At 73.6% G+C, this 25,467-nt stretch carries 12 protein-coding genes and 1 pseudogene; 6 read left to right on the top strand and 7 right to left on the bottom strand.

From position 1 onward, the window contains the following. The first annotated feature begins 151 nt into the window (after positions 1–151). A complete protein-coding gene (locus tag ACQEV2_RS01260; protein WP_433054096.1) occupies positions 152–2,152 on the top strand; it encodes a BTAD domain-containing putative transcriptional regulator in 2,001 nt (666 codons plus the stop codon). A 79-nt stretch (positions 2,153–2,231) separates the two neighbouring features. Then, positions 2,232–14,549 carry an amino acid adenylation domain-containing protein gene (locus ACQEV2_RS01255; RefSeq protein ID WP_433035368.1) on the top strand — a complete coding sequence of 4,106 codons (12,318 nt, stop codon included), beginning with the start codon at positions 2,232–2,234 and terminating at the stop codon, positions 14,547–14,549. Here the strand turns inward: ACQEV2_RS01255 and ACQEV2_RS01250 are convergent. The 3 genes from ACQEV2_RS01250 to ACQEV2_RS01240 all read right to left on the bottom strand — a co-directional run bounded on the left by ACQEV2_RS01250 (position 14,494) and on the right by ACQEV2_RS01240 (position 18,057). Further along, the gene (locus tag ACQEV2_RS01250; protein WP_433035365.1) at positions 14,494–15,531 is read right to left on the bottom strand and encodes an LLM class flavin-dependent oxidoreductase; all 1,038 of its coding nucleotides are present in this window, start codon (positions 15,529–15,531) and stop codon (positions 14,494–14,496) included. The genes ACQEV2_RS01255 and ACQEV2_RS01250 overlap by 56 nt on opposite strands. A 95-nt stretch (positions 15,532–15,626) precedes the next feature. Then, entirely contained in the window at positions 15,627–17,129 is a 1,503-nt protein-coding gene (locus ACQEV2_RS01245; protein WP_433035362.1) for a metallophosphoesterase family protein, read from the bottom strand. 85 nt (positions 17,130–17,214) lie between these two features. Then, positions 17,215–18,057 (bottom strand): MHYT domain-containing protein, encoded by an 843-nt coding sequence (locus ACQEV2_RS01240; protein ID WP_433035359.1) that lies wholly within the window; start codon positions 18,055–18,057, stop codon positions 17,215–17,217. Positions 18,058–18,293: 236 nt separating this feature from the next. On the opposite strand from ACQEV2_RS01240, the gene ACQEV2_RS01235 reads away from it, so the two are divergent. Further along, on the top strand, positions 18,294–19,193 hold the full coding sequence (locus ACQEV2_RS01235; protein WP_433035356.1) for an arginase family protein: 900 nt from the start codon (positions 18,294–18,296) through the stop codon (positions 19,191–19,193). 146 nt (positions 19,194–19,339) lie between these two features. Here the strand turns inward: ACQEV2_RS01235 and ACQEV2_RS01230 are convergent, their stop codons facing one another. The 3 genes and pseudogenes from ACQEV2_RS01230 to ACQEV2_RS01220 all read right to left on the bottom strand — a co-directional run bounded on the left by ACQEV2_RS01230 (position 19,340) and on the right by ACQEV2_RS01220 (position 22,123). Continuing rightward, positions 19,340–20,281 carry a hypothetical protein gene (locus ACQEV2_RS01230; RefSeq protein ID WP_433054093.1) on the bottom strand — a complete coding sequence of 314 codons (942 nt, stop codon included), beginning with the start codon at positions 20,279–20,281 and terminating at the stop codon, positions 19,340–19,342. A gap of 180 nt (positions 20,282–20,461) precedes the next feature. Continuing rightward, a pseudogene (locus ACQEV2_RS01225) lies at positions 20,462–20,641 on the bottom strand (hypothetical protein); the annotation flags it as partial. A 24-nt stretch (positions 20,642–20,665) separates the two neighbouring features. Further along, positions 20,666–22,123: an alpha/beta fold hydrolase gene (locus tag ACQEV2_RS01220; RefSeq protein ID WP_433035353.1), complete on the bottom strand. Its 1,458-nt coding sequence runs from the start codon at positions 22,121–22,123 to the stop codon at positions 20,666–20,668. 138 nt (positions 22,124–22,261) lie between these two features. Here ACQEV2_RS01220 and ACQEV2_RS01215 point away from each other — a divergent pair, with 138 nt between their 5' ends. After that, on the top strand, positions 22,262–23,275 hold the full coding sequence (locus ACQEV2_RS01215) for an ArsR/SmtB family transcription factor (RefSeq protein WP_433035350.1): 1,014 nt from the start codon (positions 22,262–22,264) through the stop codon (positions 23,273–23,275). 61 nt (positions 23,276–23,336) lie between these two features. On the opposite strand, the gene ACQEV2_RS01210 is transcribed toward ACQEV2_RS01215, so the two are convergent. Beyond that, complete coding sequence (locus tag ACQEV2_RS01210; protein ID WP_433035347.1) at positions 23,337–24,527, bottom strand: MFS transporter; 1,191 nt, start codon at positions 24,525–24,527, stop codon at positions 23,337–23,339. Positions 24,528–24,640: 113 nt separating this feature from the next. Here ACQEV2_RS01210 and ACQEV2_RS01205 point away from each other — a divergent pair, with 113 nt between their 5' ends. Together ACQEV2_RS01205 and ACQEV2_RS01200 are read left to right on the top strand one after the other, a co-directional pair. Continuing rightward, positions 24,641–24,982 (top strand): ArsR/SmtB family transcription factor, encoded by a 342-nt coding sequence (locus ACQEV2_RS01205; protein WP_433035344.1) that lies wholly within the window; start codon positions 24,641–24,643, stop codon positions 24,980–24,982. Continuing rightward, the gene (locus ACQEV2_RS01200) at positions 24,979–25,398 is read left to right on the top strand and encodes an SRPBCC family protein (protein ID WP_433035341.1); all 420 of its coding nucleotides are present in this window, start codon (positions 24,979–24,981) and stop codon (positions 25,396–25,398) included. Before ACQEV2_RS01205 ends, ACQEV2_RS01200 begins: the two co-directional genes overlap by 4 nt. Positions 25,399–25,467: the final 69 nt, after the last annotated feature.

Here is a 25,467-nt window from a genome sequence, read left to right as displayed (position 1 = left end):
GGGGGATTCCCTGCGGGGATGTCTCTCGGGGATCTTGTTCCTCGATCCTCCTGCGGGTGGATGAGCAGTGGATGAGCAACGCCGGGGTGACCCGCGACGATGGAGGGCGGTGGAAGACGTGGGGCCAGGCTTCGGCGTGCTCGGGCCGGTCATGGCCTGGGACGCGGACGGGAACCCGATCGCCCTGAAGGGACCGAGACACCGCTCGGTCCTGGCCCGGCTGATCGTCGCCCGGGGCCGCGTCGTGCCGGTCTCCCGCCTGGTCGACGACCTCTGGACGGACCCGCCCGCCGACGCGGTGGGCGCCGTGCGCACGTTCGTCGCCGCACTGCGCCGCGCCCTCGAACCCGGCCGCGCGCCCCGCAGCCCGGCCCGGCTGCTGGTCACCGACGGCCCGGGCTACGCCCTGCGTGCCGCGACGGACGCGGTGGACGCCTGGCGCTTCGAGCGGACGGTCGCCGCGGCCGCGACGCTGCCGCCCGAGGCCGTGACCGTACGGCTGGAGGAGGCGCTCGGCTGGTGGCGCGGCCCCGCCTACGCGGAGTTCGCCGACCAGCCGTGGGCCCGGGCCGACAGCCGCCGCCTGACCGAGCTGCGCCTGCACGCCGTGGAACTGCGCGCCGAGGCGCTGATCTCCCTCGGCCCGGCCGACCGGGCTGCCGCGGACCTTCGTGCGCACGCGACGGAGCACCCCTGGCGTGAGAACGCCTGGCGCCTGCTGGCCCTGGCGCTGTACCGCACGGGCCGTCAGGCCGACGCGCTGGACGTGCTGCGCCGGGCCCGTGCCCTGCTGGCCGAGCAACTGGGCGTCGACCCGGGGCCGCGGCTGCGTGCCCTGGAGGCGGACATCCTCCGGCACGCCGACCATCTCGGCCAGGCGCAGGACACCCCCACCGGCCGCCCGGACCACCCCGCCGGCCGGGTCTGGGAGCAGGTCGCCGCCGCCTACGACCGCACGGTCGCGCCCGACGCCCGGGCCCGCCTGGAATCGACGACCGGTCTGCTGCGCAGCCTCGCCGTCACCGGTGGCAGCGGCCTGCTCGCCGCCCGCGAGCACCGGGTCGCGGCGATCGCGGCCGCCGAGGAACTGGGCGACCCCGCACTGACGGCCCGAGTCATCGGCGCCTACGACGTGCCGGCGATCTGGACCCGCCTCGACGACCCGGAACAGGCCGCACGCGTGGTCGCGGCCGCCGAGCGCACCCTCACCGCCCTGCCTGCCGAAGGACAGGAGGCCGCCAAGGCCCGTCTGCTGGCCACGATCGCCCTGGAGTCACGCGGCACCCCGCTCGCCCGCGGCCCTCAAGCGGCCCGCCAGTCCGAGGAGATCGCCCGCCGGCTGGACGACCCGGTGCTGCTGGCGTTCGCCCTCAACGCGGCCTTCATGCAGTGCTTCCACCGTGCCGGGCTGGCGCCGCGCCGCGACGAGATCGGCGCGGAGCTGGTGGCCCTCTCCGCCCGAGGCGGCCTGGCCAACTTCGAGATCCTCGGCCATCTCGTGCGGCTCCAGGCCCGCAGCGCCCTCGGTGACTTCAGCGCGGCGGACCGTCATGCGGCCGCCGCGGACGCCCTGGCCGTACGCCACGAACGGCCGCTGGTGGGGGTGTTCACCGGCTGGTACGCCGCACTGCGGCTGGACGCCACCGGCCGGGCACCGGTGACGGAAGTGGAGGCCGCCTACCGGGACGCGGCCGGCCTGCTGCACGACGCGGGCATGCCGGGCCTCGCCGCCGGCCTGCTGCCGCTCGCACTGCTGTGCCTGCGTCTGCGGCATGAGCTGCCCCTCCGCCTCGCCTTCGGCGACCACACGGACTGGGGCCCGTACGGCCCCTGGGCGCGCCCCCTGCTCCTCCTCGACCAGGGCCACCGCCCGGAGACCGCCGAAGCCCTGCGCGCGACGCCCGACCCACCGCGCGACCACCTCCAGGAGGCCCTGTGGTGCCTCACCGCCCGAGCCGCGCTGGCTCTCGGCGACCGGCAGACCATGGCCCGCGCGCACACCGCCCTCACCCCGGCAGCGCACGAACTCGCAGGTGCCGGCAGCGGATTGCTCACCCTCGGCCCGGTCTCCGACCACCTGGCCGACCTGGCCACCGCCCTCGGGGGCACGGCTGAACTGTTTGACGAAACTCGTCGTCGTACAGGTGAATGATCCAAAACGCTCGTGCCCGGTACCGGACCTCGGCAGGGCGCGTCCGCGGGCCCCGGCCCTGCGATGAGGAAGGAAGCGCATGCCGACTCCCGGGCGCCGTAGCGCCGCCACGCTCCTCGACCTGCTGCTGCACGCCGCCGAGGAGGCCCCGGAGCAGGTCGTCGTCCATGTCCGCTCAGACGGCAGCGAACACACCGTCACCTTCGCCGCACTCCACGACGACGCCCTGCGCGTGGCCGGGGGCCTGCGCGCGGCCGGTCTCGAACCCGGCACCCCCGTGCCGCTGCTCGCGGAACTCGGCGAGGACTTCCAGCCGATGTTCTGGGGAGCGCTGGCGGCGGGGCTCGTGCCCGTCCCGCTCGCCCCGGAGGCACGTCGGGCCGGCCCGGTGTGGGAGTTCCTCGGCAGGCCCGCCGTCGTGGTGGACGACTCCACCGAAGCCCTGCTCGCCGAGTTCCCCGGTCCGGTGCGCGCCCTCCGCCTGAATGCGCTGCGCGAGGGCCACCCGCCGCGCGCGCTGCCCCGCCGCGAGCCCCAGGACCTCGCCTTCCTCCAGTTCTCCTCCGGCAGCACCGGCGCGCCCAAGGGCGTGGAACTCACCCACGAGGCCGTGCTCGCGAACCTCCGCCAGATCCGCGCCGCCATGGCGGTCACTCCGGACGACGTGGTGGCGACCTGGATGCCGTACTTCCACGACATGGGCCTGATAGGCACCCACCTCGTCCCCATGGCGGCACGCCTGAAGCAAGTGCGTCTCGAACCGCTGACCTTCGCCAAGCGCCCCGCCCGCTGGCTCGAAGCGGTGACCCGGCACCGGGCGACCCTGCTGTCAGCGGCGAACTTCGCGCTGGCGCTGGCGGTGCGGCGGGTACCGGACAGTGCCTGGGCCGCACTGGACCTGAGCTGCGTACGGCTGATGCTCGTGGGCGCCGAGCCGATCGCACCGCGCGTGTGGCGGGAGTTCACCGCCAAGGCGGGCCCGGCTGGGCTGGACGCCAGGGCCATGCTGCCCGTGTACGGACTGGCCGAGGCCACCCTCGCCGTGACCGCGCCCCCGCTCGGGGAGATCGCCACGCCCCGGCTGCTGGACCGGACGGCGCTGAGCCGTGGCCGGGCCGTGGCCGCGCAACCCGGACCGGACGCCGTCGAAGTGATGGATGTGGGCCGACCGGTGCCGGACTGCGAGATCCGGGTCACCGACGACTCCGGCAGGTGGCTCGGCGACCGGCGGGTCGGTCACATCGAGGTGCGCGGTCCCCAGGTGGCCCGGGGCTACCACCGCGCCCCTGACGCGAGCGCGGCCGCGTTCTCCGGCGGCTGGCTGCGCACCGGCGACCTCGGCTTCCTGGACGAGGGCCGGCTGTGCGTCACCGGCCGGCACAAGGACGTCGTCTTCGTCGGCGGCGGTACCTTCCACGCACCCGACCTCGAGGAGACCGCCGCCGCCACACCTGGGCTGCCCGAGGGGACGTTGGCGGCGATCGGCTCCACGGATCCGGACACCGGGGGCGACCGCGTCGTGGTGTTCGTGCAGTGGGCGCGGCCCGCATTGGCCACGGCTCTTCCGGTGCTCGACGCGGCGGCCGCCCGGGTGCGGGAGGCACTGGGCCACGACGACGTACGGGTGCTGCCCCTGCCGCCCGGGGCATTTCCGCGCACGACGAGCGGCAAGCTGCGGCGCGCTCTGATGCGCGCCCGGTTCGACGCGGGTGCCTATGCGGCGGTCGAGGAGCGGTTGTCGGCGGCGCGGGGCGGGCTCGAGGCGACCCGGGCGGACGAGGACGGTACGCAAGGGCCCGTGCCGCGTTCGCGGCGTGACGTCGAGGAAGCGGTCCGGGGAATCTGGGCACGGACCCTGGACCTCGCGCCGGCGGGCATCGACCGCACCGACCGGTTCTTCGCGCTCGGGGGCTCCTCGCTGAAGGCGATGGCGGTGCTCGCCGGGATCGAGGACGCCTTCTCCGTCACGGTGGAACCCCGCGTGCTGCGCGACCATGACACCGTGGCCGCGCTGGCCGGGCATGTGCTGGCTCAATTGGCCGTATCCCGTACGGGGATTGACGGACCGACAGCCTCGGATTCCGGGCCTGCCGCGGCGAGGGTGACGCGTGCCGAGCGCGCCTCGATGCCGTCCGGCGAGAACCCCCGGAACCGGCCGATGGCGGTTCTCGGCATGGCCTGCCGCTTCCCCGGCGCCCCGACGCCCGAGGCGTTCTGGGACCTGCTCGTCTCCGGGCGCGACACGGTGACGGCCGTGCCCGAGGACCGCGGCGAGGGCTGGGAGAGCGCCCCCGGCGCCCCCGCCCTCCTCGGGTCCTTCCTCCCCGACCCCGGGCTCTTCGACACCGCCTTCTTCGGCCTCGACGACGAGGAGGCCCGCGCGACCGACCCACAGGCGCGGATCTTCCTGGAGCTGGCCCACGAAGCCCTGGAGCGCGCCGGGTACGCGGGGCCGCGGCGTACCGGCCGCAGGATCGGCGTGTTCGCCGCCGTCGGTGACAGCGGATACCGCGAGATCCTGGCCGCCGCAACGGACGGCGACCTCACCGCCCACCCGGGAGCGCTCACCGGCAACCTGCCCAACCTGATCGCCGCCCGCCTCTCCCAGACACTCGACCTCGACGGCCCCGCCCTCGCGGTGGACACCGCGTGCTCCTCCGCGCTCGTGGCGCTCCACCTGGCGCGGCGCAGCCTCCAGAGCGGCGAGTGCGACATCGCCGTGGTCGGCGGCGTCCAGCTCGCCCTCACCCCGACCGGCCACCGGCTGCTCGCAGGCGCGGGCGCACTGTCCCCGACGGGCAGCAGCCGCCCCTTCGGCGCCGCCGCCGACGGAATCGTGCCCGGGGAAGGCGGAGCGGCCCTCGTCCTCGCCCGCCTGGACGACGCGCTGCGGGACGGTGATCCGGTACTCGCCCTGGTCCGCGGCACAGCCGTCAACAACGACGGCCGGTCGCTCAGCCTGCTCGCCCCCAATCCGCGCACCCAGCGCGAGGTCATCACCCGGGCCTACGACGAGTGCGGCATCGACCCCGACGCGGTGTCGTACGTCGAGGCACACGGAACCGGCACTCCGGTCGGCGACCCGATCGAGGCACAGTCACTCGGACACGCCTTCCCGCCCCGCACCGACGGGCTCCCGCGCCTGATCGGCTCGGTCAAGGCGAACATAGGGCACCTGCTCAACGCCGCCGGTCTACCGGGCCTGGTCAAGACGGTCCTGGCACTCCAGCACCGCCGTATCCCGCCCTCCCCGAACACGACCCCGCCCGCGCCGTACCTGGAACGCGTCGCCCCCGGCTTCGAACTCGTCACCGAGCAGCGGGAATGGCGGACCCCAGGACCCCGACCCTTGATCGCGGGCGTCAACGCCTTCGGCTTCGGCGGCACCAACGCACACGCCGTCCTGGAGGAGGCACCCGCACGGATCCCCTCCGCGCGTGCCGCCGCCGACGGCCCCCATCTGCTCACGCTGTCGGCCCACAGCGCCGACGCCCTGCGCACATCCGCCGCCGACCTGGCCACGTACGTACGGGCGCACCCGGATCTGCACGAGGCGGACCTCTGCGCCGCAGTGAACGCCGCGCGCGACGACCGCCCTCACCGCCTCGCCGTGGTCGCCGACGGCGACCTCGCGGACCGCCTCGCCACCGCCCACGCGGCGGACTTCACGATCGCCCGGTCCCGCCCGCGCACGGTGTTCCTGCTGCCGGGGCAGGGCGCACAGCGGCCCGGCCAGGGCCGCGCCCTGTACCGGTCGGCTCCCGCGTTCCGCGAGGTGCTGGACGAGGCCTCCTCCCTGACGGGACCCGTACGCGGGCGCTCGCTCGCCGAGTGGTGCCTCGATCCCCGTATCGGTCCCGAGGAGCTGGCCAGAACGGAGGTGGCCCAGCCGCTGCTCGTCGCGTTCGGGGTGGGTCTGGCCCGGCAGTTGGGGGAGTGGGGCCTGGCCGCGGACGCGGTGGCCGGACACAGCGTGGGTGAGATCGCCGCCGCGTGTGTCGCCGGGGCGCTGAGCCTCGCCGAGGCGGTGGGGTTCGCCGCGGAGCGCGGACGTCTGGTGGGCGAACGTGCCCTGCCGGGAGCCATGGCCGCCGTCAGGGGCGACGAGGACACCGTCGCCGAGCTCGTCTCCGCATCCGGCGGCTCGCTGAGCGTGGCTGCCGTCAACGGGCCCCGGCAGGTGGTCATTTCGGGAGCCGGGGAATCCGTCGAGCGTGCCCTCGCGGAGCTGACGAGACGTGGCGTGGCCACGCGCAGGCTCCGTGTCTCCCATGCCTTCCACTCGCCGCTGCTGGAGCCGGTCCTCGAACCGCTGCGGGACGCCGCGAAGGCACTGACGGTCAAACCGGCGGCCGTACCGATGCTGAGCACGGTCACCGGCGAGTGGCGCCCCGGCCTCACCCCTGGCTACTGGCAGGAGCACGCCGTCCAGCCGGTGCGGTTCGGCGCGGCTGTGGCACGGCTGCTGGACGAGGGCTACGACACGTTCGTGGAACTCGGCCCGGGGAACACCCTGGGCGGGGCGGTCCGCGCGGTCGCCGAGGCGCACGACACCTCGGACGTGGCTGTCCTGACGGCGGGAGCCGCCTCGGTCCCCGGCCGTGACGCCGATGCCTCCGGGGCACGGGCGCTGCTGGAGACGGCGGGCCGGCTGTGGGCACGCGGTGCGGTGCTGGACCGGGCGGCTCTGGACGGGGCGGCCGTGCGCCCGAGGGTGCCTTTGCCGACTTATCCGTTCCAGCGCGCCCGTCACTGGCCGCGCACGGCCGGTGCGGCGACCGCGGTGCGGCGCCTCGACTGGCGGGACGCGCCGCTCACTCCGGCGGCGGGGCCCCGCGTCGTGCGGCTGATCGGCGCTGACCGGGCGCTCGGCCGGGCCCTGGCCGAGCGGCTCGTCGGCCGTGGGGTGAGGGTACTGGGCGAGGTCAGCGCCGACGGGCTGGTCGCCGCGTCGGCGGACACCGTGGTGTGGCTGGGCGGCGAGGACGGCTCCGGCGACGGAAGCCGGCAGGGCCCGGACGCCGCCACGAGCGCCGCCGTCACCTCACTGCGCCAGGTCCTCGGCCTGCTCTCCGCCGACTGCACCCGCCTGCTGGTGGTCACCGAGGACGCGTACATCACCAGGACCGCCCCGGAACAGGCGCGTCCGACGCAGGCACTCCTGCACGGCTTCACCCTGGCACTCCCGGAGGAGCACAAGGGGCTCGCCGCGCGCAGCGTCGACCTCTCCTCCCGCGACACGCTCGACGCCCGGGTCGACGCCTTGGAACGGGAGCTGTGGTCGGCCCACGAGCCGGGCGCGGACGGCGCGTTCGCGTGGCGCTCCGGACGCAGGCTCAGCCGTACGCCGACCGCCGCACCGGACGCTCCCACAGCGCTCGATGCCCTGCCGTCCGACGGCACGTACCTGATCACCGGGGGAGCCGGCGGGCTCGGTTCCGCGCTCGCACGCGACCTGGCGGGCCGCGGCGCATGCCGGCTCATCCTGACCGGACGCTCCGAGACCGCGCCCGACGACCTGCTCGCCGAGCTCCGTGCCCAGGGCGCCCGAGTCCGGTACCACACGGCCGACGTGGCCGACGAAGCCGCCGTCGACGCCCTGTTCGCCACCTTGCCTCCGCTCGACGGGGTGTTCCACGCCGCCGGTACGGTCCGGCCCGGCACCCTCCGTGCCAAGACCGACGGCGAGATCGAGCAGGTGCTCGCCGCGAAGGTGCGGGGCACGGTGCTGCTCGCCGAGGCGCTGCGGCGGCACGGCCGGACGCCCGCGGTGTGCGTCGCCTTCTCCTCCGTCTCCTCGGTACTGCCCGGCCTGGCGGGCGCGCTCGGCGACTATGCGGCGGCCAACGCCTTCCTGGACGCCTTCGCCGCCGCCGAACGAGCGGCGGGCCGGCCCTGGCAGGCGATCGGGTTCGGTCCCGTCGCCGATGCGGGACTGGTGTCCGCCCTGCATCTCGGCCCCCGCGACGCCGATCGTGGCGAAGCCGCCGGTGCACCGGCCGGGACCCGGCTGCACGCTCGAGGCCTGACCCCGATGAGCACGCGGGCCGCGATCGCAGCGCTGCGGACCGCCGTCGCCACCGATGCCGCGCACCTGCTGGCGGCCCCCGCGACGACACCCGCGCCCGCGGTGCCCTCCGCAGCGGAGCGCCCCGACGGCACGCACGACAGCGCACCTCGCTCGCCCCGCACCTCACCGGACGGCGGCGACGGCGCCGTGGCCGACCCCGCCCGCGTCACGGAACTCGTACGCCGCCTGCTGGCCGAGGCGCTGCACCGCGCCCCCGAGGACATCGGCGACGACGAGCAGTTCCTCGGCCTCGGGCTCGACTCCCTGACCGCCGTCGACCTCGCACGCCGCCTGGAGACGGAACTCGGACTGCCCCTGCCCGCAACGCTGCTCTTCGAGTACCGGACGATCGGCGAACTGACCGGCCACCTCAGCGGACAGACGCCGACGGTCCCGCACGCCCCAGCGGCAGCGAACCCCAGGTGGGATGACACCCCGCGCCCCCTCACCCCGCTTCAACGCGCTTTCCTCACCACGGAGGCGCTGTACGAAGGCGTCACCGCCTACGGCTACCTTCGCCAGACCGTCCGAGGCCCCCTCGACCCCGACCTCCTCGGCCGGGCCCTGGCCCACCTCGCGGCACGCCACCCCATGCTGCGCCTGCGCATCACCACGAACGCCACGAACGCCATGGACGCCATGGACGCCCCGGACGGAACACCGCCGCGCCAGTACACCGGGCCCGCCGACCCCACCGGACGTTCTCCCCGCTGGTACGAGGTACACGAGCCGGACGACACGGCACCACCGCTGCCCGACCTCGAACAGCGGCTGTACAACCGCCCGTTCGACCTGACCGGCGAAGACCCGGTGCGTGCCGTCCTGGTCCGCGACCGCGGGGACGCACACCTCGCCCACCTACTGCTGGTCGTCCACCACAGCGCAGCGGACGGGTACAGCCTGAAGGTCCTGTGCGAGGAGCTCTGGTCGCTCTACACCACGCTCGCGCAGGGCCGCCCTGTCGAACTCCCCGCCCCGCATGCCGAGTTCGCCGACTATGCGGACCTTGTCACCGCCGACCGCACGTCGGCGACCTTCACCCGGGACCAGCGGTACTGGCGTGACCGCATCGCCGGGCACACCGCGGCGGCCACGGCCGCGGCCCTGCCGTACGACGGCGACCCGCAAGCCCTCCCGCAGCCGCCGCTCACCCACCACCAGACGGCCGTCGACGCACCGCTCACGGCGGCCCTGCGCGAGCTGGCCGCACGGCACGAGGTCTCCCTCTTCCACCTGCTGCTCGCGGTGTACGGCCGCTGCCTGGCCCGCTGGAGCGGACAGCGGGCCGTCGCCGTGAACGTGGCGCGTGCCCGCCGCGAGGCGCCCCTGCCTGGCATCGACCGCCTAGTGGGCCCGCTCGCCGACACTCTGCCGGTCTTCGCCGACGTCGACCCCGACGAGCCCGTGACCGCACTGGCCGGGCGGTTGCAGCGGATCTGGCGCGAGGCGGAGTCCCACGCGACGCTCTCCAGCCCCGACATCGCCGCGCTGCTCCCCGCCACCGGCCCCGCCCCCCGTACGGTCGCCCCGGCCGGGTTCAGCTTCGCCCGCTTCCCCGTGAGCCACGGCCGCGACTGGCCGGTCACCGTCACCCCGACCGCAGCGGCCACCGCCTCTGCCGCGACCCGGCTCGGACTGCTGTGCTGGGAGTCCGACACGGCCCTGCGCCTCTCCTGGAACCACCCCGCTCACCTCTTCCGGCGCGCGACCGTCGAGCGTCTCGCCGCGGACTTCCTGGACGAACTGCGCGCCGCGACGGGACAGCCATCGGCCGCATCCGTCGCACCGGATCCCGCGGAGCGCGCCATCACACAGGGTCCCGCGGAGCGTGCCGTCACACCGGCTGCCACGGGGTGCGCCGTCGCACCTTGCGCGTCGGGGACGCTCGGCGAGGACGGCGTCGTGGACCGCCTCCGTACCCGGTTCCGCGCGACGCCGACAGCCGTGGCCGTCAACACCGGCAGTGCGACGCTCACTTACGCCGAACTCGACCACGCCTCCGCCGCTCTCGCGGCCCGGCTGCGGGCGAACGGCGTCCAGCCCGGCGACCTGGTAGGCCTGCTCACCGACCCGGGCGCGGACACCGTCGTCGGCGTCGTCGGCATCCTCCGCGCGGGCGCGGGCTGGGTGCCCCTGGACGCCGGTCACCCCCTCGCCCGGCTGCAGGACCAGGTGCACCGCACCGGCGTCGGCGTGGTGGTGTGTCACACGGCGACGCGCACGGCCACCGGCGAGCTGGCCGGCATCACCCCGGTCGCCGCCGACGACCCGTCACCGGCCCCACTGCCTCCGGACCGGCTGCCACCCGCCGACCCCGACGCCATCGCCTACGTGATCTTCACTTCGGGCTCCACCGGCCGCCCCAAGGCCGTCCCCATCACCCACCGCTCCATGCTCACCTACCTCGACTGGTCCCTGACCACGTTCGGATACGGCCCTGGAGACCACCTCGTGCAGACGGCGTCCGTCTGCTTCGACGCCTCCGTACGCCAGTTGCTGGCACCGCTGCTGGCCGGCGCCACGGTCCACACCCTCACCCGGGACCTCCTCCGCGACCCCGAAGCACTGCTGGACCGGATCGTCGACGACCGCATCACCGTGTGGAGTTCGGTGCCGACTCTCTGGGAGCGACTGCTGACCGCCGCCGAGACCCGGGCGCGGCAGGACGGGACACCACCGGACCTGTCGGCACTGCGCTGGGTCCATGTGGGGGGCGAGGCGCTGCCCGCCGCCCATGTGCGCCGCTGGTTCGACCTGCTCGACACCTGCGGGGGAGCGGAGCACAGGGTCGCCAACCTGTACGGGCCCACCGAGGCCACCATCAACGCCACCTGCCACATCATCGACACCCGGCCCGCCGACGACGTACGGCAGCTGCCCATCGGCCGACCGGTGGCCGGGACCGAACTGGCCGTCGTCACCGAGGACGGGCGTCCCTGTGCGGTCGGCGAGCCCGGCGAACTGCTCATCGCCGGCGCTGGACTGACACCCGGCTACCTTGGCGAGCCGCAGCTCACCGCGGAGGCCTTCGTCGAACGCGAGGGCCGCCGCTGGTACCGCAGCGGTGACCGGGTCCGCCGGACCGGGGACGGCGCACTGGAGTTCCTCGGCCGCCTCGACGACCAGGTCAAGGTCCGCGGCCATCGCGTGGAGCTGGGCGAGGTCGAGGCCGCGCTGCTCACCCACCCGGACTTCGCCCGGGCCGCCGTGCTGCTGGTCGACGGACGGCTGGTGGCGTACGTCGAACCCCGGCCCGGCTCGGACGAGCCCGACGCACGCGAGGTGCGCGCCTTCCTGTCCCGCACGCTGCCGCCGTACATGCTGCCCGGACGCATCCGCTCAATGTCGGCGATACCTCTGACCGGCACCGGCAAGATCGACCGCACTCTGCTGGCCCGCGCATCCGAGCCCGTGCGATCCGGGCTTGGCAGCCCTCCCGGAACCGGGCCCGGCAGCCCGGCCGGAACCCGGCCCGCAAGCCCACCCGCAACCCGGCCCGCAAGCCCGGCCGGAAGCGGGCTGAGAGGCCAACCCGGAAGCCCTCCCGCCACCCCGACCGAGCACACCCTGGCGCGCATCTGGTCGGCCCTGCTGGACGTCCCCGACGTCAGCCGCGAGGACGACTTCTTCGCGCTCGGCGGCGACTCGATCATGGTGCTGGAGCTCTTCGCCCGCCTGCGCAAGGAGTTGCCGGCCCTGCCACGGCCGACCGCCGTCTACACCCACCGCACGCTGGGTGCACTCGCCTCGGCCCTCGACGCCACCGCCACCAGCCCCGCGTTCGACCGGACCCTGGACTCGGACTCGGACTTCGCCCGGCCCATGGCTCCCTACCCCCTCACGCCCTCCCAGCGGGGATTCCTGCTCGCCGAGACCATCAACCCCGGGGCGGGTTCCGGCTGGCTCGCCCGGTTCCGGCTCAGCGGGCCGCTGCGCCACGACGTCTTCCAGCGTGCCGTCGACGTCCTGGTGGCCCGGCATCCGATGCTGCGCACGGTCTTCCCCGCAGACGCCCGCCCCCCGGTCCAGCAGGAGCTGCCGGACTCGCTTCGCCTGCCCGTGGAGGCGGAGTCCCTCGCGCATCCCGACCTCCTGGAGCAGCGGACCGCCGAGGAGGCACGGCGCCGACTCGAGCCCTGGGCCTGGCCGTTGCTGCGTCTGCGGCTGTTCACCCTGGCCCGCACCGAGCACGTGCTCCTCGTCCACGCGCACCACCTCATCGGCGACGGCTACAGCGCCGCCCTGCTGGCCCGGGAACTGCTCACCGTGTACGACCGCCTCGACCGCGGCCTCCCGCACGGCCTGCCGCCGCTCGACGGCACCTTCCGCGACCACGTCGCCCAGTCCGCCGTACGCCCGCGACCGCACGGCCCGGAGGCCGAGGAGTACCGGACCCGTCTCCACGCCCCCTACACGCCCCCCGTGCTGCGGCGCCCGACCGCCGAGGACACCGACGCACAACCGGCGGTCCACACCTCGGGGTTCACCCTGGACGCCGCCACGACCACGGGATTGCGTCGACTCGCCCGAGCAGCGCAGCGCACGCTGTACGCACCGCTCCTCACCGCGTACTACCGCGCCCTCGCGGAACGAACCGGACAACGCGACCTGATCCTCGGGCTCGCCGTCACCGGACGCGAGGAGTCCACGGCGGACGCGCATCGGGTGTTCGGCCCCTTCGCGGAAGCGGTGGCGCTGCGACCCGCCATGCCAGAGCTGGACGGACAGGCCCAACCACCCGCGTTCGACGACGACTTGCGGCGCCTAGCTGCCGAGACGGACCTGGCCAGGGCCGAGGGCCCCAGCGAGCTGCGCACGTCGGCGGGACTGCCGAGACACGCCCAGTTCTTCTTCACCTTCCTCGACTTCACGTCCCTCGGATCCGAGGCCGTCGGCAGCCTGATCCTGCACCCGGACGAGTCCGACACCGCCCTCGCCCCGCCGCCGCTGGGCACCGACGTGTTCCTGGCCGTGCGGCCGTTGGCGGACGGGGAGAATCTTCGCGTCACCGTCCGGGCCTCGGCGGCGGCCTTCACGGCCCGCGAAGTCGCCGGCTTCGCCGAAGCGATACGGACACAGGTGCGGGATGCGCTGAACGACGCCGATCAGGCCACTGCCCGAACCGCCCGCCGACGGCGACCTCACCTCGACGCCGCGCTCGTCGGATACCTGCCCGCCCCGCACCACCTCGCCGCCCTCGCTGGACTGCCGTACGACAGTCCCGGCCTCGGCCGAGAGGAAATACGGGCGCTCCTCTTCCCGGACGGCCGTGCCCGACTGCTGGAGAAGACCGGGACCCCGCTCGGGAACTCCGGTTTCGTCGCCCTTCCTCTCTTCGCCGACGAGCTGGCGCCGGGCGGCGATCTGGCGGCCCGCACCGCCCGCGCCGTCGAGCACGCCGCCTCCCTCGGCGCCCGCTGCGTGTCGCTCGCCGGCATGATCCCGTCCCTCACCGGCTACGGCTACGACGTCCTGCGGGAGACCACGACGAGCGCGGCGATCACCACCGGCCACGCCTCGACGACCGTCGCCGTGGCCAAGACCGTCCAGGCCGCGCTCGCGGCGACCGGCCGCCGCCTCGACGATCTCTCCCTCGCCGTCGTCGGGTGCGGCTCGATCGGCACCTCGTCCCTCCGGCTGCTGCTGGCGACGGCACCCTGCCCGCCGGCCCGGCTGCTGCTGTGCGATCTGCCGGGCAACACCGCGCGCCTCCAGAGGCTCGCGGCGGAACTGTCGTCCGGGCATCCGGCGATGCCGGTCCGGGTCGCCGAGTCGGGGCGCGCCCTGCCCGCGGCTGTCTACGAGGCCGATGTGATCGTCACCGCCGTGAGCGGCGCGACGGCCCTCCTGGACGTCGGCCGGCTCCGTCCCGGCACGATCGTCGTGGACGACTCCTTCCCGCACTGCCTCGACACCGGGAGGGCGCTGGACCGGATGAACCGCGACCAGGACGTGCTGGTCCTCGGAGGCGGGCTGCTGGCCCTCGACGCCACCGAGACCCGGCTGAGTGAGGACCTGCCGGGCGTGGCGAGCGCGGGCTTCGCTCTGCGGTCCGGGATTCCGGACACCTTGGCCTCGTGCCGGCTGGAGTCACTGCTCCACGCCCATCTCACCGGTTCCGGCCGCCCGCCGGGCGAACTCCCCTTGATCCACGGCCTCGTCGACCTGCCCCGGGCCCTCGCCCACTGGGACGCGGCCGAGGCCGCCGGAGTCCGGGCCGCCCCGCTGCACCTGCTCGACCGCGTCATCGCCGAGGGCGAGGGGCTGCCCCTCAGACCTCCGGGCGCCACCCCAGCGCCGGGCCCAGACGGGTCGCGATATCGGTGAGGATCTGCACATAGTCCTCGTGCTCGAAGGTGAAGGGCAGCGCGAACGCCACCTCGTCCACCTCGCGGAACGCGGCGTGGGCGTGGAGGCGTTCGGCGATCTCCTCCGAGGTGCCGACGAGGTCCGGCGCGAACAGCAGCCGCGCCGGACCCTGCGGTGACGTGGTCCGCGGAGTGCGCTGGGCGAGGTACTCCTCGTACTTCGCGCGCTGTTCGGGAGTGGCGGAGTCGGTGGGGATGACGACGAGGCCCTGGGAGACGCGGGCGTTCTCGCCGGCGGGGTGGTGGGCGCGGAAGGCGCGGATGTGGGAGAGCTGGATCTGCGCGAAGTCCGGTGACTCTTCCGCGCCTTCGGGCCCCTCCGCCTTGACCACGCTGCTGGTCAGGAAGTTCATCCCGTGCTCGCCGGCCCACTGCGCCGAACGCAGGCTTCCGCCGCCGTACCACATACGGCTGCCCAGGCCGGGGGATTGCGGCTGCACCCGCTCGGAGAACACCTCGAACCCCTCGACGCCGCTGAAGTCCGTGGCCGGCTTGCCCCGTACGAAGTCCAGCAGGCGCTGAACCCGCTCGTAGCCGAAGTCCTCGGCATCGGCCGTGTCGGGGTACAGGGCCTCCTTGATGCGGTCGTAGTGCATCGGCGGGCCCACGCTGATGCCCGGGTTGAGGCGGCCGCCCGACAGCAGGTCGACCGTCGCCAGGTCCTCGGCCAGCCGCAGCGGGTTCTCCCAGCCGAGCGGGATGACCGCGGTGCCGAGCTCGATGCGGCGGGTGCGCTGGGAGGCGGCCGCGAGGACGGCGACGGGGGAGGAGATGCCGTACTGGAGATGACGGTGGCGGAGCCACGCGCTGTCGAAGCCGAGCCGTTCGCCCAGCTCGATGATCTCGAGCGTGGACTCGTGGCCCCGGCGCGGATCCGCCTCGTCGAACAGCCCGATGGTGAGGAAGCCCAGCTTGCGAAGCGGTCGTGAGGTCGGCGGCACGGGCTCCTCCATCGTTCATCGATCACGTCGTACGGCAGTGCCAACCTGCCCGCCACCGATGATGTTCCCGTCCTCCCTGGTCAGGGAGTCCCGGGTCAGCACAGGGGAATCGTGACCTCGTCCTCCACCGGCGGGTCGATCTCCTGGGCGCGGTTGCCGGTCGCGGCGTAGCAGCGCAGGCGGACGGTCTCCGGGGTGACGTCCAGGCGCAGGAAGCACTTGAAGAACGGCGGGCTGTAGGTCGCCGAGCTCGGCGAGAACAGCTGGGTGTAGATCTTGCGCACAGGGAGGCGGAACCGCGCGGTGCGGTCGGGACGGCGGCCGGCGCCGAGCAGGCTGGCGACCACCCGGGTGCGCCAGGTGATGCGGGCGGCCGACTGCTGGGCGCGGGTCAGCGGGATGCCCAGGCGCTCGGCGACGACGGCCGCCGCCTCCGCCTCGGTGAGGGTGAAGAAGCGGCGCATGCGCAGCCGGCGGCCGTAGAGCGCGCTGTAGAACGCCAGGGAGTCGCCGCGCAGCGGATAGCAGTGGAATTCCTTCTCGGTGACGTTCGCGATGTCGACTCGCGGAATGGTGTGCGTGGCGTGCATGAACGCACCGCCGCCGCCCGAGACGACGTACTGGATGGTGCGACCGTCCACCTGCACCGGATAGCGCTGGTAGTTGTGGATGTCGCCGCCGATCGCCGCGACGTAGCGGTGGGCCGGGTCACGGACGATCTCGTCGACGGTGCCGCCTCCTTCGATCGTGCAGGGGTGGTGCTCGCCGTCCACGTACAGGGGCTGGCCCGTGATGAGGATCTTCGGCCGGGGATCCTTGGACACCTCGCGCAGCCACGCGCCCTGTTCGGCGTCGATGGTCCCCAGCAGCCCCGTGTCGATCCCTACGATCCGCACCGGTCCCGCGTCGATCGCCCAGTACGGCCCCGGCTGAACGGCCTGTTGGGCAGGGGACGACCTCAACTCACGGGCCCGCGCGAGCCGTTGGCCGTCCCCCTTGCGCGGCCGGTGCCACAGCAGGGACCGCAGCCATGCCTTGCCGAGCGGGCGCTGCGCGGGCTCGGGCTCGAGGGGCGGGGCGTCGCCGCAGAAGACGCGCATGAACGCGCCGAGGTCCTCGTACCAGTCGTGGTTGCCCGGTATCGCGTACATGGGCGCCTGATAGTCCTGGTACGGCCGGAAGAACTTGGTGCCGTAGTCGTCGGCACTGCCCACCGGATAGATCACGTCACTCGCGACGACCGCGAACCGCGTGTCCTGACCCACCTGCAACAGGCCGGGCACGACGGCGTACTGGGGCTCGTCGCCCTCGCCGGTGTCACCGATGACGAGGAAGGAGAAGCGGTCCGGGTCGTCGCGCCGGATCACCTTGTCGGCGGGCGCCCCGGCGGCCGCCCGCTGCGCCACCCAGCGGCTGCGGGTGTGCCCCGTCGGGTCCCCGAACCAGGACGCGAGCACGCCGTTGCGGGCGGCCCACAGCGTCTTCGGGTTGAGCCAGGAGATCTTCTCGACCTTGTGCGGCATCAGCCGCTTGTACTCGCCGAGTTCGGCGGCGCCCCAGCCGGCGCCCTCGGCGGTATCGCGTGAGGAGTCAGACACTGGTGCACCGTAACAATGATCTAGAGAAGGCCGAGAGGGGGAGGCGGGGGTCCGGCGCGTCGCGGGCCCCTCGGCTCACTGCGCGTCACTGCTTGCGGGCGTACGGTTCCCGGCGCGGCCGCGGGCTGGTGGTGGCCGGAGCCTTGAACTCCGAGTCGGCGCCGGGGCGTCGTCCGGACCGGCTCCACTCGCCGTCGCCGAGGACCAGGAGCGGATCGAACATCACCACCACTCCGGCCAGCAGCAGGAAGACGACCGGCCCCAGGAGCATGGGTAACAGCAGCGAGGTGGGCGAGTCACCGGCCCACGAGGCGCCGGTCGTGCCGTGCAGATGCACGCTGACCGCCGCCATGCCCGTGTAGTGCATCCCGGAGACCGCCACACCCATGATCGTGCTGGCGCCGAGGCTGGTGAGGAAACCGCGGATGGTGACGGCCGCCCACAGCGCGGCCGTGGCGGCGACGATCGCGATCAGGATCGAGAGCCCTACGGTGAACGCGTCGTACCGGATGCTGCCGTCGAGGCGCAACGCCGCCATGCCCACATAGTGCATGGCGGCCACGCCGAGTCCGGTGATGACGCCCGCGCCGGTCAGCGCGCCCTTGCCCGCGCCCAGACAGCCGACCATGAACACGCCGATACCGACCACGACGATGGCCACGGCGAGGCTGAGGACGGTCAGCCCCGCGTCGTACCGGATCCGGGTCTCCTCGACCTGGAAGCCGATCATGGCGATGAAGTGCATCGTCCAGATGCCGCAGCCGATCGACGCGGCGCCGAGCGCCAGCCAACCCGGCTTCCACGTCTGCTCGTCGATCAGGGACCGCACGATGCACCGCAGTCCCAACGCCCCTCCCAGGCAGGCCATCAGATAGGCCGCCACAGGGGTCACCGCACCGTAGCGGAACCCGTCAACCGTGCCTTCCATAAGCCAACTCCCCCAGAGTCTTGGCCAGTTGTCGACAAGGTGTACGGGGCAGTGTTGTGCGAAAGCAAGCCTTTACCGCCGGTAGCCGTTGAACTCTGCACCACCATGAGTGAACTCCGGTCACATGGGGGACGGGTTTCGGCCAGACGCGGGCCCGGCTCGGGCACGCCTGCTATGGGAGGCTGGAGTGAGGGCGGGTGACGGTGGGAGGCGGTCGGCGGCGGAAGGGACCGGACATGCAGGAGCTCGCGATCGTCGAGGCACCGTCCGTGCTCGGCCTGCGGCCCTCCGGGGTCCAGGAACTGCCGACGGCGCTGCTCGACGCCGGTCTGCTCGCCGGCCTCCGTGCGGTACGGGCCGTCCGGGTCGATCCACCGGCGTACGACCCGGCGAGGGACGCCGACACCGGGGTTCTCAACCCGCACGCCATCGCGCGGTACTCCGCCCGGCTGGCCGACGCGGTCGGCGGTGTCCTCGACGCCGGCCGTTTCCCCGTCGTCCTCGGCGGGGACTGCAGCATCCTGCTCGGCAACCTCCTCGCCCTCCGCCGCCGCGGACGCCACGGGCTGCTGTTCCTCGACGGTCACACCGACTTCTACCAGCCGTCGGCGGAGCCGAACGGTGAGGCGGCCTCGATGGAACTCGCCCTGGCCACGGGCCGCGGCCCGTGGCTGCTCACCGACCTCGAGGGCCGCGGCTCCCTGGTGCGGGACGAGGACGTCGTCGCCCTCGGTTTCCGCGACGCCGCCGAGTCCGTCCTGGCCGGTATGCAGCCGCTCCCGCCCGAGCTGCACGCCGTCGACCTCGACGGCGTCCGCGCGTCCGGCGCCGCCGCGGCAGCGCGCCAGGCGGTCGACAGGCTGGCGGCCGGTACGGGTGGCGGATTCTGGGTCCACCTCGACGTCGACGTCCTGGACGACGCGATCATGCCCGCCGTCGACTACCGCCAGCCCGACGGGCTGACCTGGGAGGAGCTGGAGAGCGTACTGCGGACGGCCCTGGCCGACCCGCGAGCCGTGGGACTCGACGTCACGATCTTCAACCCTCGCCTCGACCCGGACGGCACCATCGCCGCGCGCCTCGCCGAGTGCCTGCGCCGGGGGCTGGCGGTACGGGCCGCGCCCGCGGCTGACTGAGTACGGAGCGGCCCTTCGGCTCCTCCCCCTCCTCCTGGCGGCCGAGCGCGGTGAGGTGGAGATACGGGATACCGCAAGGGAACTGTTCGATATCGGCAGGCGCCGCCGCTCGGGCGTTCACCGGGTCACGTGCGCGTGTGCGCCGCCTACCGTCTGCGTGTGGTCAGGCGTTTCACCGCCTGCGCAGCCTCGCGCGCTTCCCGTTCGGCCCGGTCGAGCGCGTCTGCGGTCGCGCGGCTGCGTTCCTCGGCCCGCTGCTGTTCGTCGTCGGCTCGCCGGAGCTCTTCCCGGGCCTGACGCAGTTGCTGCTCGGCGGCCGACACCTGCTGCTCGGCCTGGTCGTGGCGGTCCTGGGCCCGCTGCACGGCGACGTCCGCTTCGGCCTTTTCGGCGCGCCTGTCGCGCAGTCGCTGCGCGGCCTCTTCTGCTGCCCTCCGGGCCTGATCGAGTTGCTCCTGCCGTTGGCGGCGCCGTTCGGAGAGTTCGTCCGTCGTCCGCTTTCCGGCCGACGCCGGCGGTGCCGTCGGCCGCGTCGGCTTCGGCCTGGCGCCGGACGGCGGGGCGGTGCCGGTGGGGAAGTCCGACGGCGGAGTGAGGGCGCCGGTCAGGCGTCCGCCGGCCCACTGGTCGGCGGCCTCCGGGTCGGCGAGCACCGCGCGCAGGGTGGATTCGACGTCCTGCTGCACCGCGGCCGACAGCCGCTGCCCGGCCCGACCGGCCAGCTGCGCGGCCTGCCGGGACAGTGCGGAGACCATGCGCCGTCGCTGCTCCGACAGTTCGCTGATGCCGGAGGCGTCCAGAGTGCGGTACGCCTCGCGCAGCACCGGCCCCAGCTCCAGGAGCCGCCTGCTCTCCTCCGGCCGGGAGCGCAGCAGCAGGTTCGCGGTCCAGGCCGCCAGGGTGGGGCGACGGGCGGCACGGATACGGCGGGCGTCCTCGCCCCGGCCGTCCGCCTTGGCCGCGGCCGCCATCTCCTCCCGGCGCGCGACGAAATCGGCCGGAGGCGTGACGTACAGCTCGTCGAGCACCGCCTCCACGTCGGCGTCCCGGCCGCCCCGCGCGCCCTTGCGCTTGTTCAGGGTGCCCACAGCCCTGGCCCGCCTTCGTGCCACGCCATGCCACCAGCCTCTCCCGCGGTCGGTGGCCCCGCATCCCGGGTCTTGGCGTTTCAGGAGCCGGGTCCGCCGCCCCGGTGACATGCCGTGACGCGAGGTGACGCGACCTGACGCCGAGTGCGGCCGCAAGCCACGGGGCGGCATCGGGTGCGACCGGCCCGCCGCTGCCTCCGACACCTCGAAACTCGACGCCACCTGCGGCAGCAGCCCGACGATCAGGAACTCGGTCAGGCCGATGCCGAAACCGCCGAGCGCCGGCGCGAGAAGCCCACTCGGCGTCCGCCGCCGTTCTGTCTCGCGTGCCTGCGATACGAGCCTGGAGCCGCTGGACAAAGGTTTCCGTTCGACCAGCCGCAGTCAGTCCCGCAAGAGGAAGTCGAACACCGCCTCGCGCCCCTCGTCGCCCGCCGCCCTGCTCTGCACCGAGTGCGCGGCTCCCCGTACCACCACGACTTGGGCCCGCGGTGTCAGCTTCTTCTGGTCGTACAGCCACTCCAGCGGGGTCGACAGGTCTCTGTCCCCGCCGAGGAGCAGTACCGGTACGCCCGGCAGGCGGCGGTGGTCCGGCGGCAGGGGCGGGGCCGGCGTGCGCGGCCAGTGCAGACAGCTCAGCATCCAGCCGAGGCCCGTGGCCGTGGCGGCGTCGAAGGGGCCGTAGTCGGCCGGCGTCAGTTCTGCTGCTGCCTTCTCCAGGGCCTCCTGGCGCCCGGCCACCGGCGCGTTTGACCTGCCCCACGGATAGCGGCCGTCCAGACACAGCGTCGAGGCGTGCAGCCCCTGGCTCAGCTCCTCCGCAGTCGCCGCGTTCCCTTGCCGCGTACCCGCGATCAGGCCCCGCAGCGGTCCGGGGTCGCCGCCCGCCGCCTTGTGCAGGGCGTCGATCATCGCCGCGTAGTTCGGGTCCACGAACCCCCAGGTGGTCAGCGCGTCCAGTACGTCGACACCGTCGGCGTAGGTGTCCACCACCTCGGCCAGGTCCGCCGCCGGTTCCGTCGTGCACGCGATCGCCTTGCACGCCGCCGTCAGCACGCGCGGTGCGGCTCGCATCGCTGCGAGGTCCATCGCGTCGCCGCCGGTCTGCGGCACCACCGAGTCCAGCACCAGCCGTGCCACACGCCCGGGGTGGGCCAGGGCGTACCGCTCGGCGGTGTACGTGCCGTACGAGACGCCGTCGAGCGTCATCTTCCGTACACCCAGCGCCCGGCGCAGCAGCTCCAGATCGGCGACCGTGTCACGCGTACTGTAGAAGCGGCGGTTGGGACCGATGGCCGCGGCGCAGTCCGTCACCGCTCGTGCGGTGGGCGGTGTGAGGTCGGACGCCCCCATCTCCTTCTGCAGCCGCGGGCACTGCAGTGCGCCCGCGCCGGTGCCGCGCTGGTCGATCATGACGAGGCGGTAGTCCTTCAGCACCGGCGCCAGCTTCTCGCTCAACCGTTTCACGTACGGCACACCCGGCTGTCCCGGTCCACCCGTCAGAAACAGCAGCACGCCCTTCGGGGCCTTGGCGTTGTCCGCAATCGCCACCTTCAGGCCCAGTCGGCCCGGCGTGCCGCCGCCGTGGTCGAGCGGGACCGTCAGTGTCGCGCAGGTGTAGCCCTCCAGGCCGGGGCAGGCCGCGGCGCCGGAGAGTCCCCCGCTCTCCCCGGCGGATGCCGCGGCCGCCCCGCCCTGTCGGTCCTGCGCCGCCGAGGAGCAAGTCCCCGACAGCAGCAGGACGCCCGCGGCGGCCAGGGCGACCGCCGTCGGCAATCCGGGCCGGCGCATCCCCCGTGCCCGCGGTGTTCTTCGCAGCCCCGCCACCCGTGTCCGCCGCATGTCCGCTCCCCCTCGGCTCGGCTCCATGACCGGGCAACAGACTGCGCGAAGCAGGCCTGCCACCGCGAGCTTCCGTGCCACGATTCGAGCAGGTTCGAATAGCCGGCAGGGGAGAGACGAAGGGGCAGCGGCAGGGTCATGATCGAGCTCACCGTGGACGCCGCCGGGCTTGCCCGCTCCCGGTTCGCCGTCTCGCCATTGCACGAGGCCGCCGCCACGCTACTGCCCTGGGGCCTGCGCCCGGGCCCGGAGGCCGATCCGTGGTTTGCGCGCGCCCGCCGTGTGCTGCGACGGGCGCGACTGCCGTTGCTGACGGAACTGGCCCTGGACGGCGGCGGTTACGTGCCGGATTTCCTCAGCCCCCATCCGTCCGGCCCCTCGCCCACCCCCGAGGAAGAGCTGGAGCGGGTCCGGGCCACTGCGCCCGAACGGGTCCTGGGCGAGCTGGAGGTGTTGCGCGACGGTCGCCCGCGCAACGGCTTGACGGGTGCGGAGCTGCCCTCAGCCGTGCAGCGGGCGATGGCGCGTGGCGGCGCGTACGTGGCCCGGCAGGCGGCCGACGAAATGCGGCGCTACTGGGACCTTGCCTTCGCCCCGCACTGGGAGGCCGCGAAGGCCGTCCTCGACGCGGAGGTCGACCGCTGCGCCGGCGTGCTGGCCCGGCACGGAGCGGCCGGGCTCTTCAACTCACTGCACCCCGGCATCCGTTGGGACGACGGCACGCTGTACGTCGACAGTCGGTTCACCATCGCCCTGCCGGTGCCCCTGGTGGTCGTGGTGCCCTCACTGGTGGCCGCGGGGCCGGGCGTGGCCGTGGACCCGACGCGGGGCGGACGGAGGCCGCCCATGCTGGTCTGTCCCGTGCGCGGCCGAGCCGTCGCCGAGTCCATCGCCCCGGCCGCCCCCTCCGCGGAGATGGCCAGGCTGCTCGGCCCCACCCGCGCCGGGCTGCTCACCGCGCTGGCGCAACCGGCCTCCACCACGCAGCTGGCGGCACGTCACTTCCTCAGCCCCGCCACCGTGTCGTACCACCTCGGCGTGCTGCACCGGGCCGGCCTCGTCGCCCGCGCGCGGTCCGACCGGTCCGTGCTCTACCGCCGTACACCCGAAGGGTCCCGACTGGCCGGAAACGGCTGGACATACATGCCTTGAGCGCGACAGGGACCTTCGCGGACGCGTCCGGCGGCCACTGGGCCACCGTCTCCCTGCGCGCTCACGTCCTAGCCAGTACCGGCCGCCGGAGCAGGTAGGCGGCTGCGGTCGAGACCAGGACGGCCATGCAGGCGATGAAGACCAGCCCCGCGTTCTCCAGGCCGATCGGATCCGACAGCACACCCACACCGATCACCGGTACCGAGATACCCGCGTAGGCCACCACGAACAGCGTCGAGATCACCGCCGCGCGCCGGTCCGCCGGAGACGCCTCGGCCACCGCGGCCAGCGCTCCGCGGAAGGCCAGCCCCTGCCCGCCCCCGCCGACGAGAGCGCTCAGCACCACCAGCGACATCAGGTCCCACCGCAGCGCACCCGCGAGCAGCGCCAGCCCGGCGAGGAGCGCGCCGCAGCCCAGCGGCAGCGACCGCCCGACTCCGACGCGGCCGACCGCCAGTTGCCCGGCGGTCGAGGAGAAGAAGGCCAGCGCGACGACCAGCCCGCTCACGGCGTGGTTGTGCACGTCCAGGGACTGGGCGAGGAACTCCGGGCTGACTGACGTGAACACCCCGAACAGGGCGAACCCCACGAACGAGGCGATCGCCGCGGGCCCGAACACCGCCCGTACCGGCGCGGGCAGAGCAGGCCGCTGCGGCCGTACGGCGTTCAGCGGCATCCGTTCCCGAACCGTCTCCGGAAGCCGCAACAGGACGGCCGCCGAGCCGGTCACCAGTACCAGGTGCACGGCGAACGGCAGGTACAGCGGCCAGGCGGCGTACTGCGCGAGCACCCCGGCGAGCAGCGGACCGCAGCCCAGCCCACCCATGTTGGCGGCCGTCGCCACGAACGTGGCCCGCGAGGCACCGCCGTACGGCGCCAGCTCCATCACATACGCCGTTGCGGCCCCGGTGAACAGACCGGCGGACAGCCCCGACAGCAGCCGCCCCGCATACAGCCACTCCAGGCCGGTGGCAGACAGGAAGCAGACAGCGCTCGCCGCCGCGAACCCCAGACCGCAGATCAGCACCGCGCGTCTGCCCACGGCGTCCGAGGCGTTGCCCATCAGCAGCAGCACGCCGATGACCCCGAAGGCGTACACGGCGTACACGACGGTCACCGTCAACTCGGAGAACCCGAACTTCTCCTGGTACAGGGGGTAGAGCGGAGTCGGCAGCGTGGTGCCGGCCATGCACACGGCGAACACCGCCCCGCCGAGCAGACACTCCCGCCACCCTCGCCGATCACCGTCCACGCCGCCGACGATAACCCCGTGCCCAGTGCCTCTCGCCCATTGAAGGCACCGAAGCGCGGCCGACGTGTCGGAAAAAGTTGACACGTCGGAGACTTCCGACGCATCCTGGGGGCATGCCACCCGTCGACGTGTACAGCGCACTGGCCAACCCGGTCCGGCGCAAACTGCTCGAAGGCCTGATAGGGGGAGCACGCGCGGCCGGGGACCTGGCCGGGGAGTTCTCGCTCAGCCGTCCCGCCGTCTCCGAACACCTCTCCGTGCTGCGGAAGGCCGGACTGGTGCGTGAGGAGCCCCGTGGGCGCCACCGCTACTACCACCTGCAGCCCGAGCCCCTCGCCGAGGTCGGCGCATGGCTGCATCCCTTCGAGCGCTACTGGCGTGCCCGCATGGGCGCCCTGAGTGACGTACTGGACGACATCAGCACCACCCGCGACAGCAAGGACGACTCTCCATGACCGTGGAACCCCGGACCATCCACTGCGACCAGTTCATCGCCCACCGTCCCCAGGCCGTGTGGCGCGCGCTCACCGACCCGGAACTGCACGCGCGTTGGTGGGCCGCCGGAGACGTCCGCCCGGAAGTCGGGCACCGGTTCACCCTGGACATGGGGCCGTGGGGCCACCAGGAGTGCGAGGTGCTCGCGGTGGAACCGGAGCGCATGCTGCGCTACAGCTTCGCCCCGGGCACCCTGGACACCACCATCACCTGGCGCCTGGAACCCGAGGGAACCGGCACACGGCTCTTCCTCGAGCACTCCGGCTTCGATCTCGACTCGCCGCTGGCCAAGACCGCGTACGACGGCATGGGGAGCGGCTGGCCGGGTGTGCTGGAGCGGATCGAGCCTGTGCTGGACGCCGTGGCCGGCCAATAGCGTCAGAGGTTGTCGAATTCTCCGGTCCGCGATCGACGTGAGAGTGAAGGCAGTACAGCCCACGACTTC

The sequence above is a fragment of the Streptomyces sp. CA-251387 genome, from assembly GCF_050936625.1.
Lineage (GTDB): Bacteria > Actinomycetota > Actinomycetes > Streptomycetales > Streptomycetaceae > Streptomyces.
This window is presented reverse-complemented; position numbering and strand designations above follow the sequence as displayed.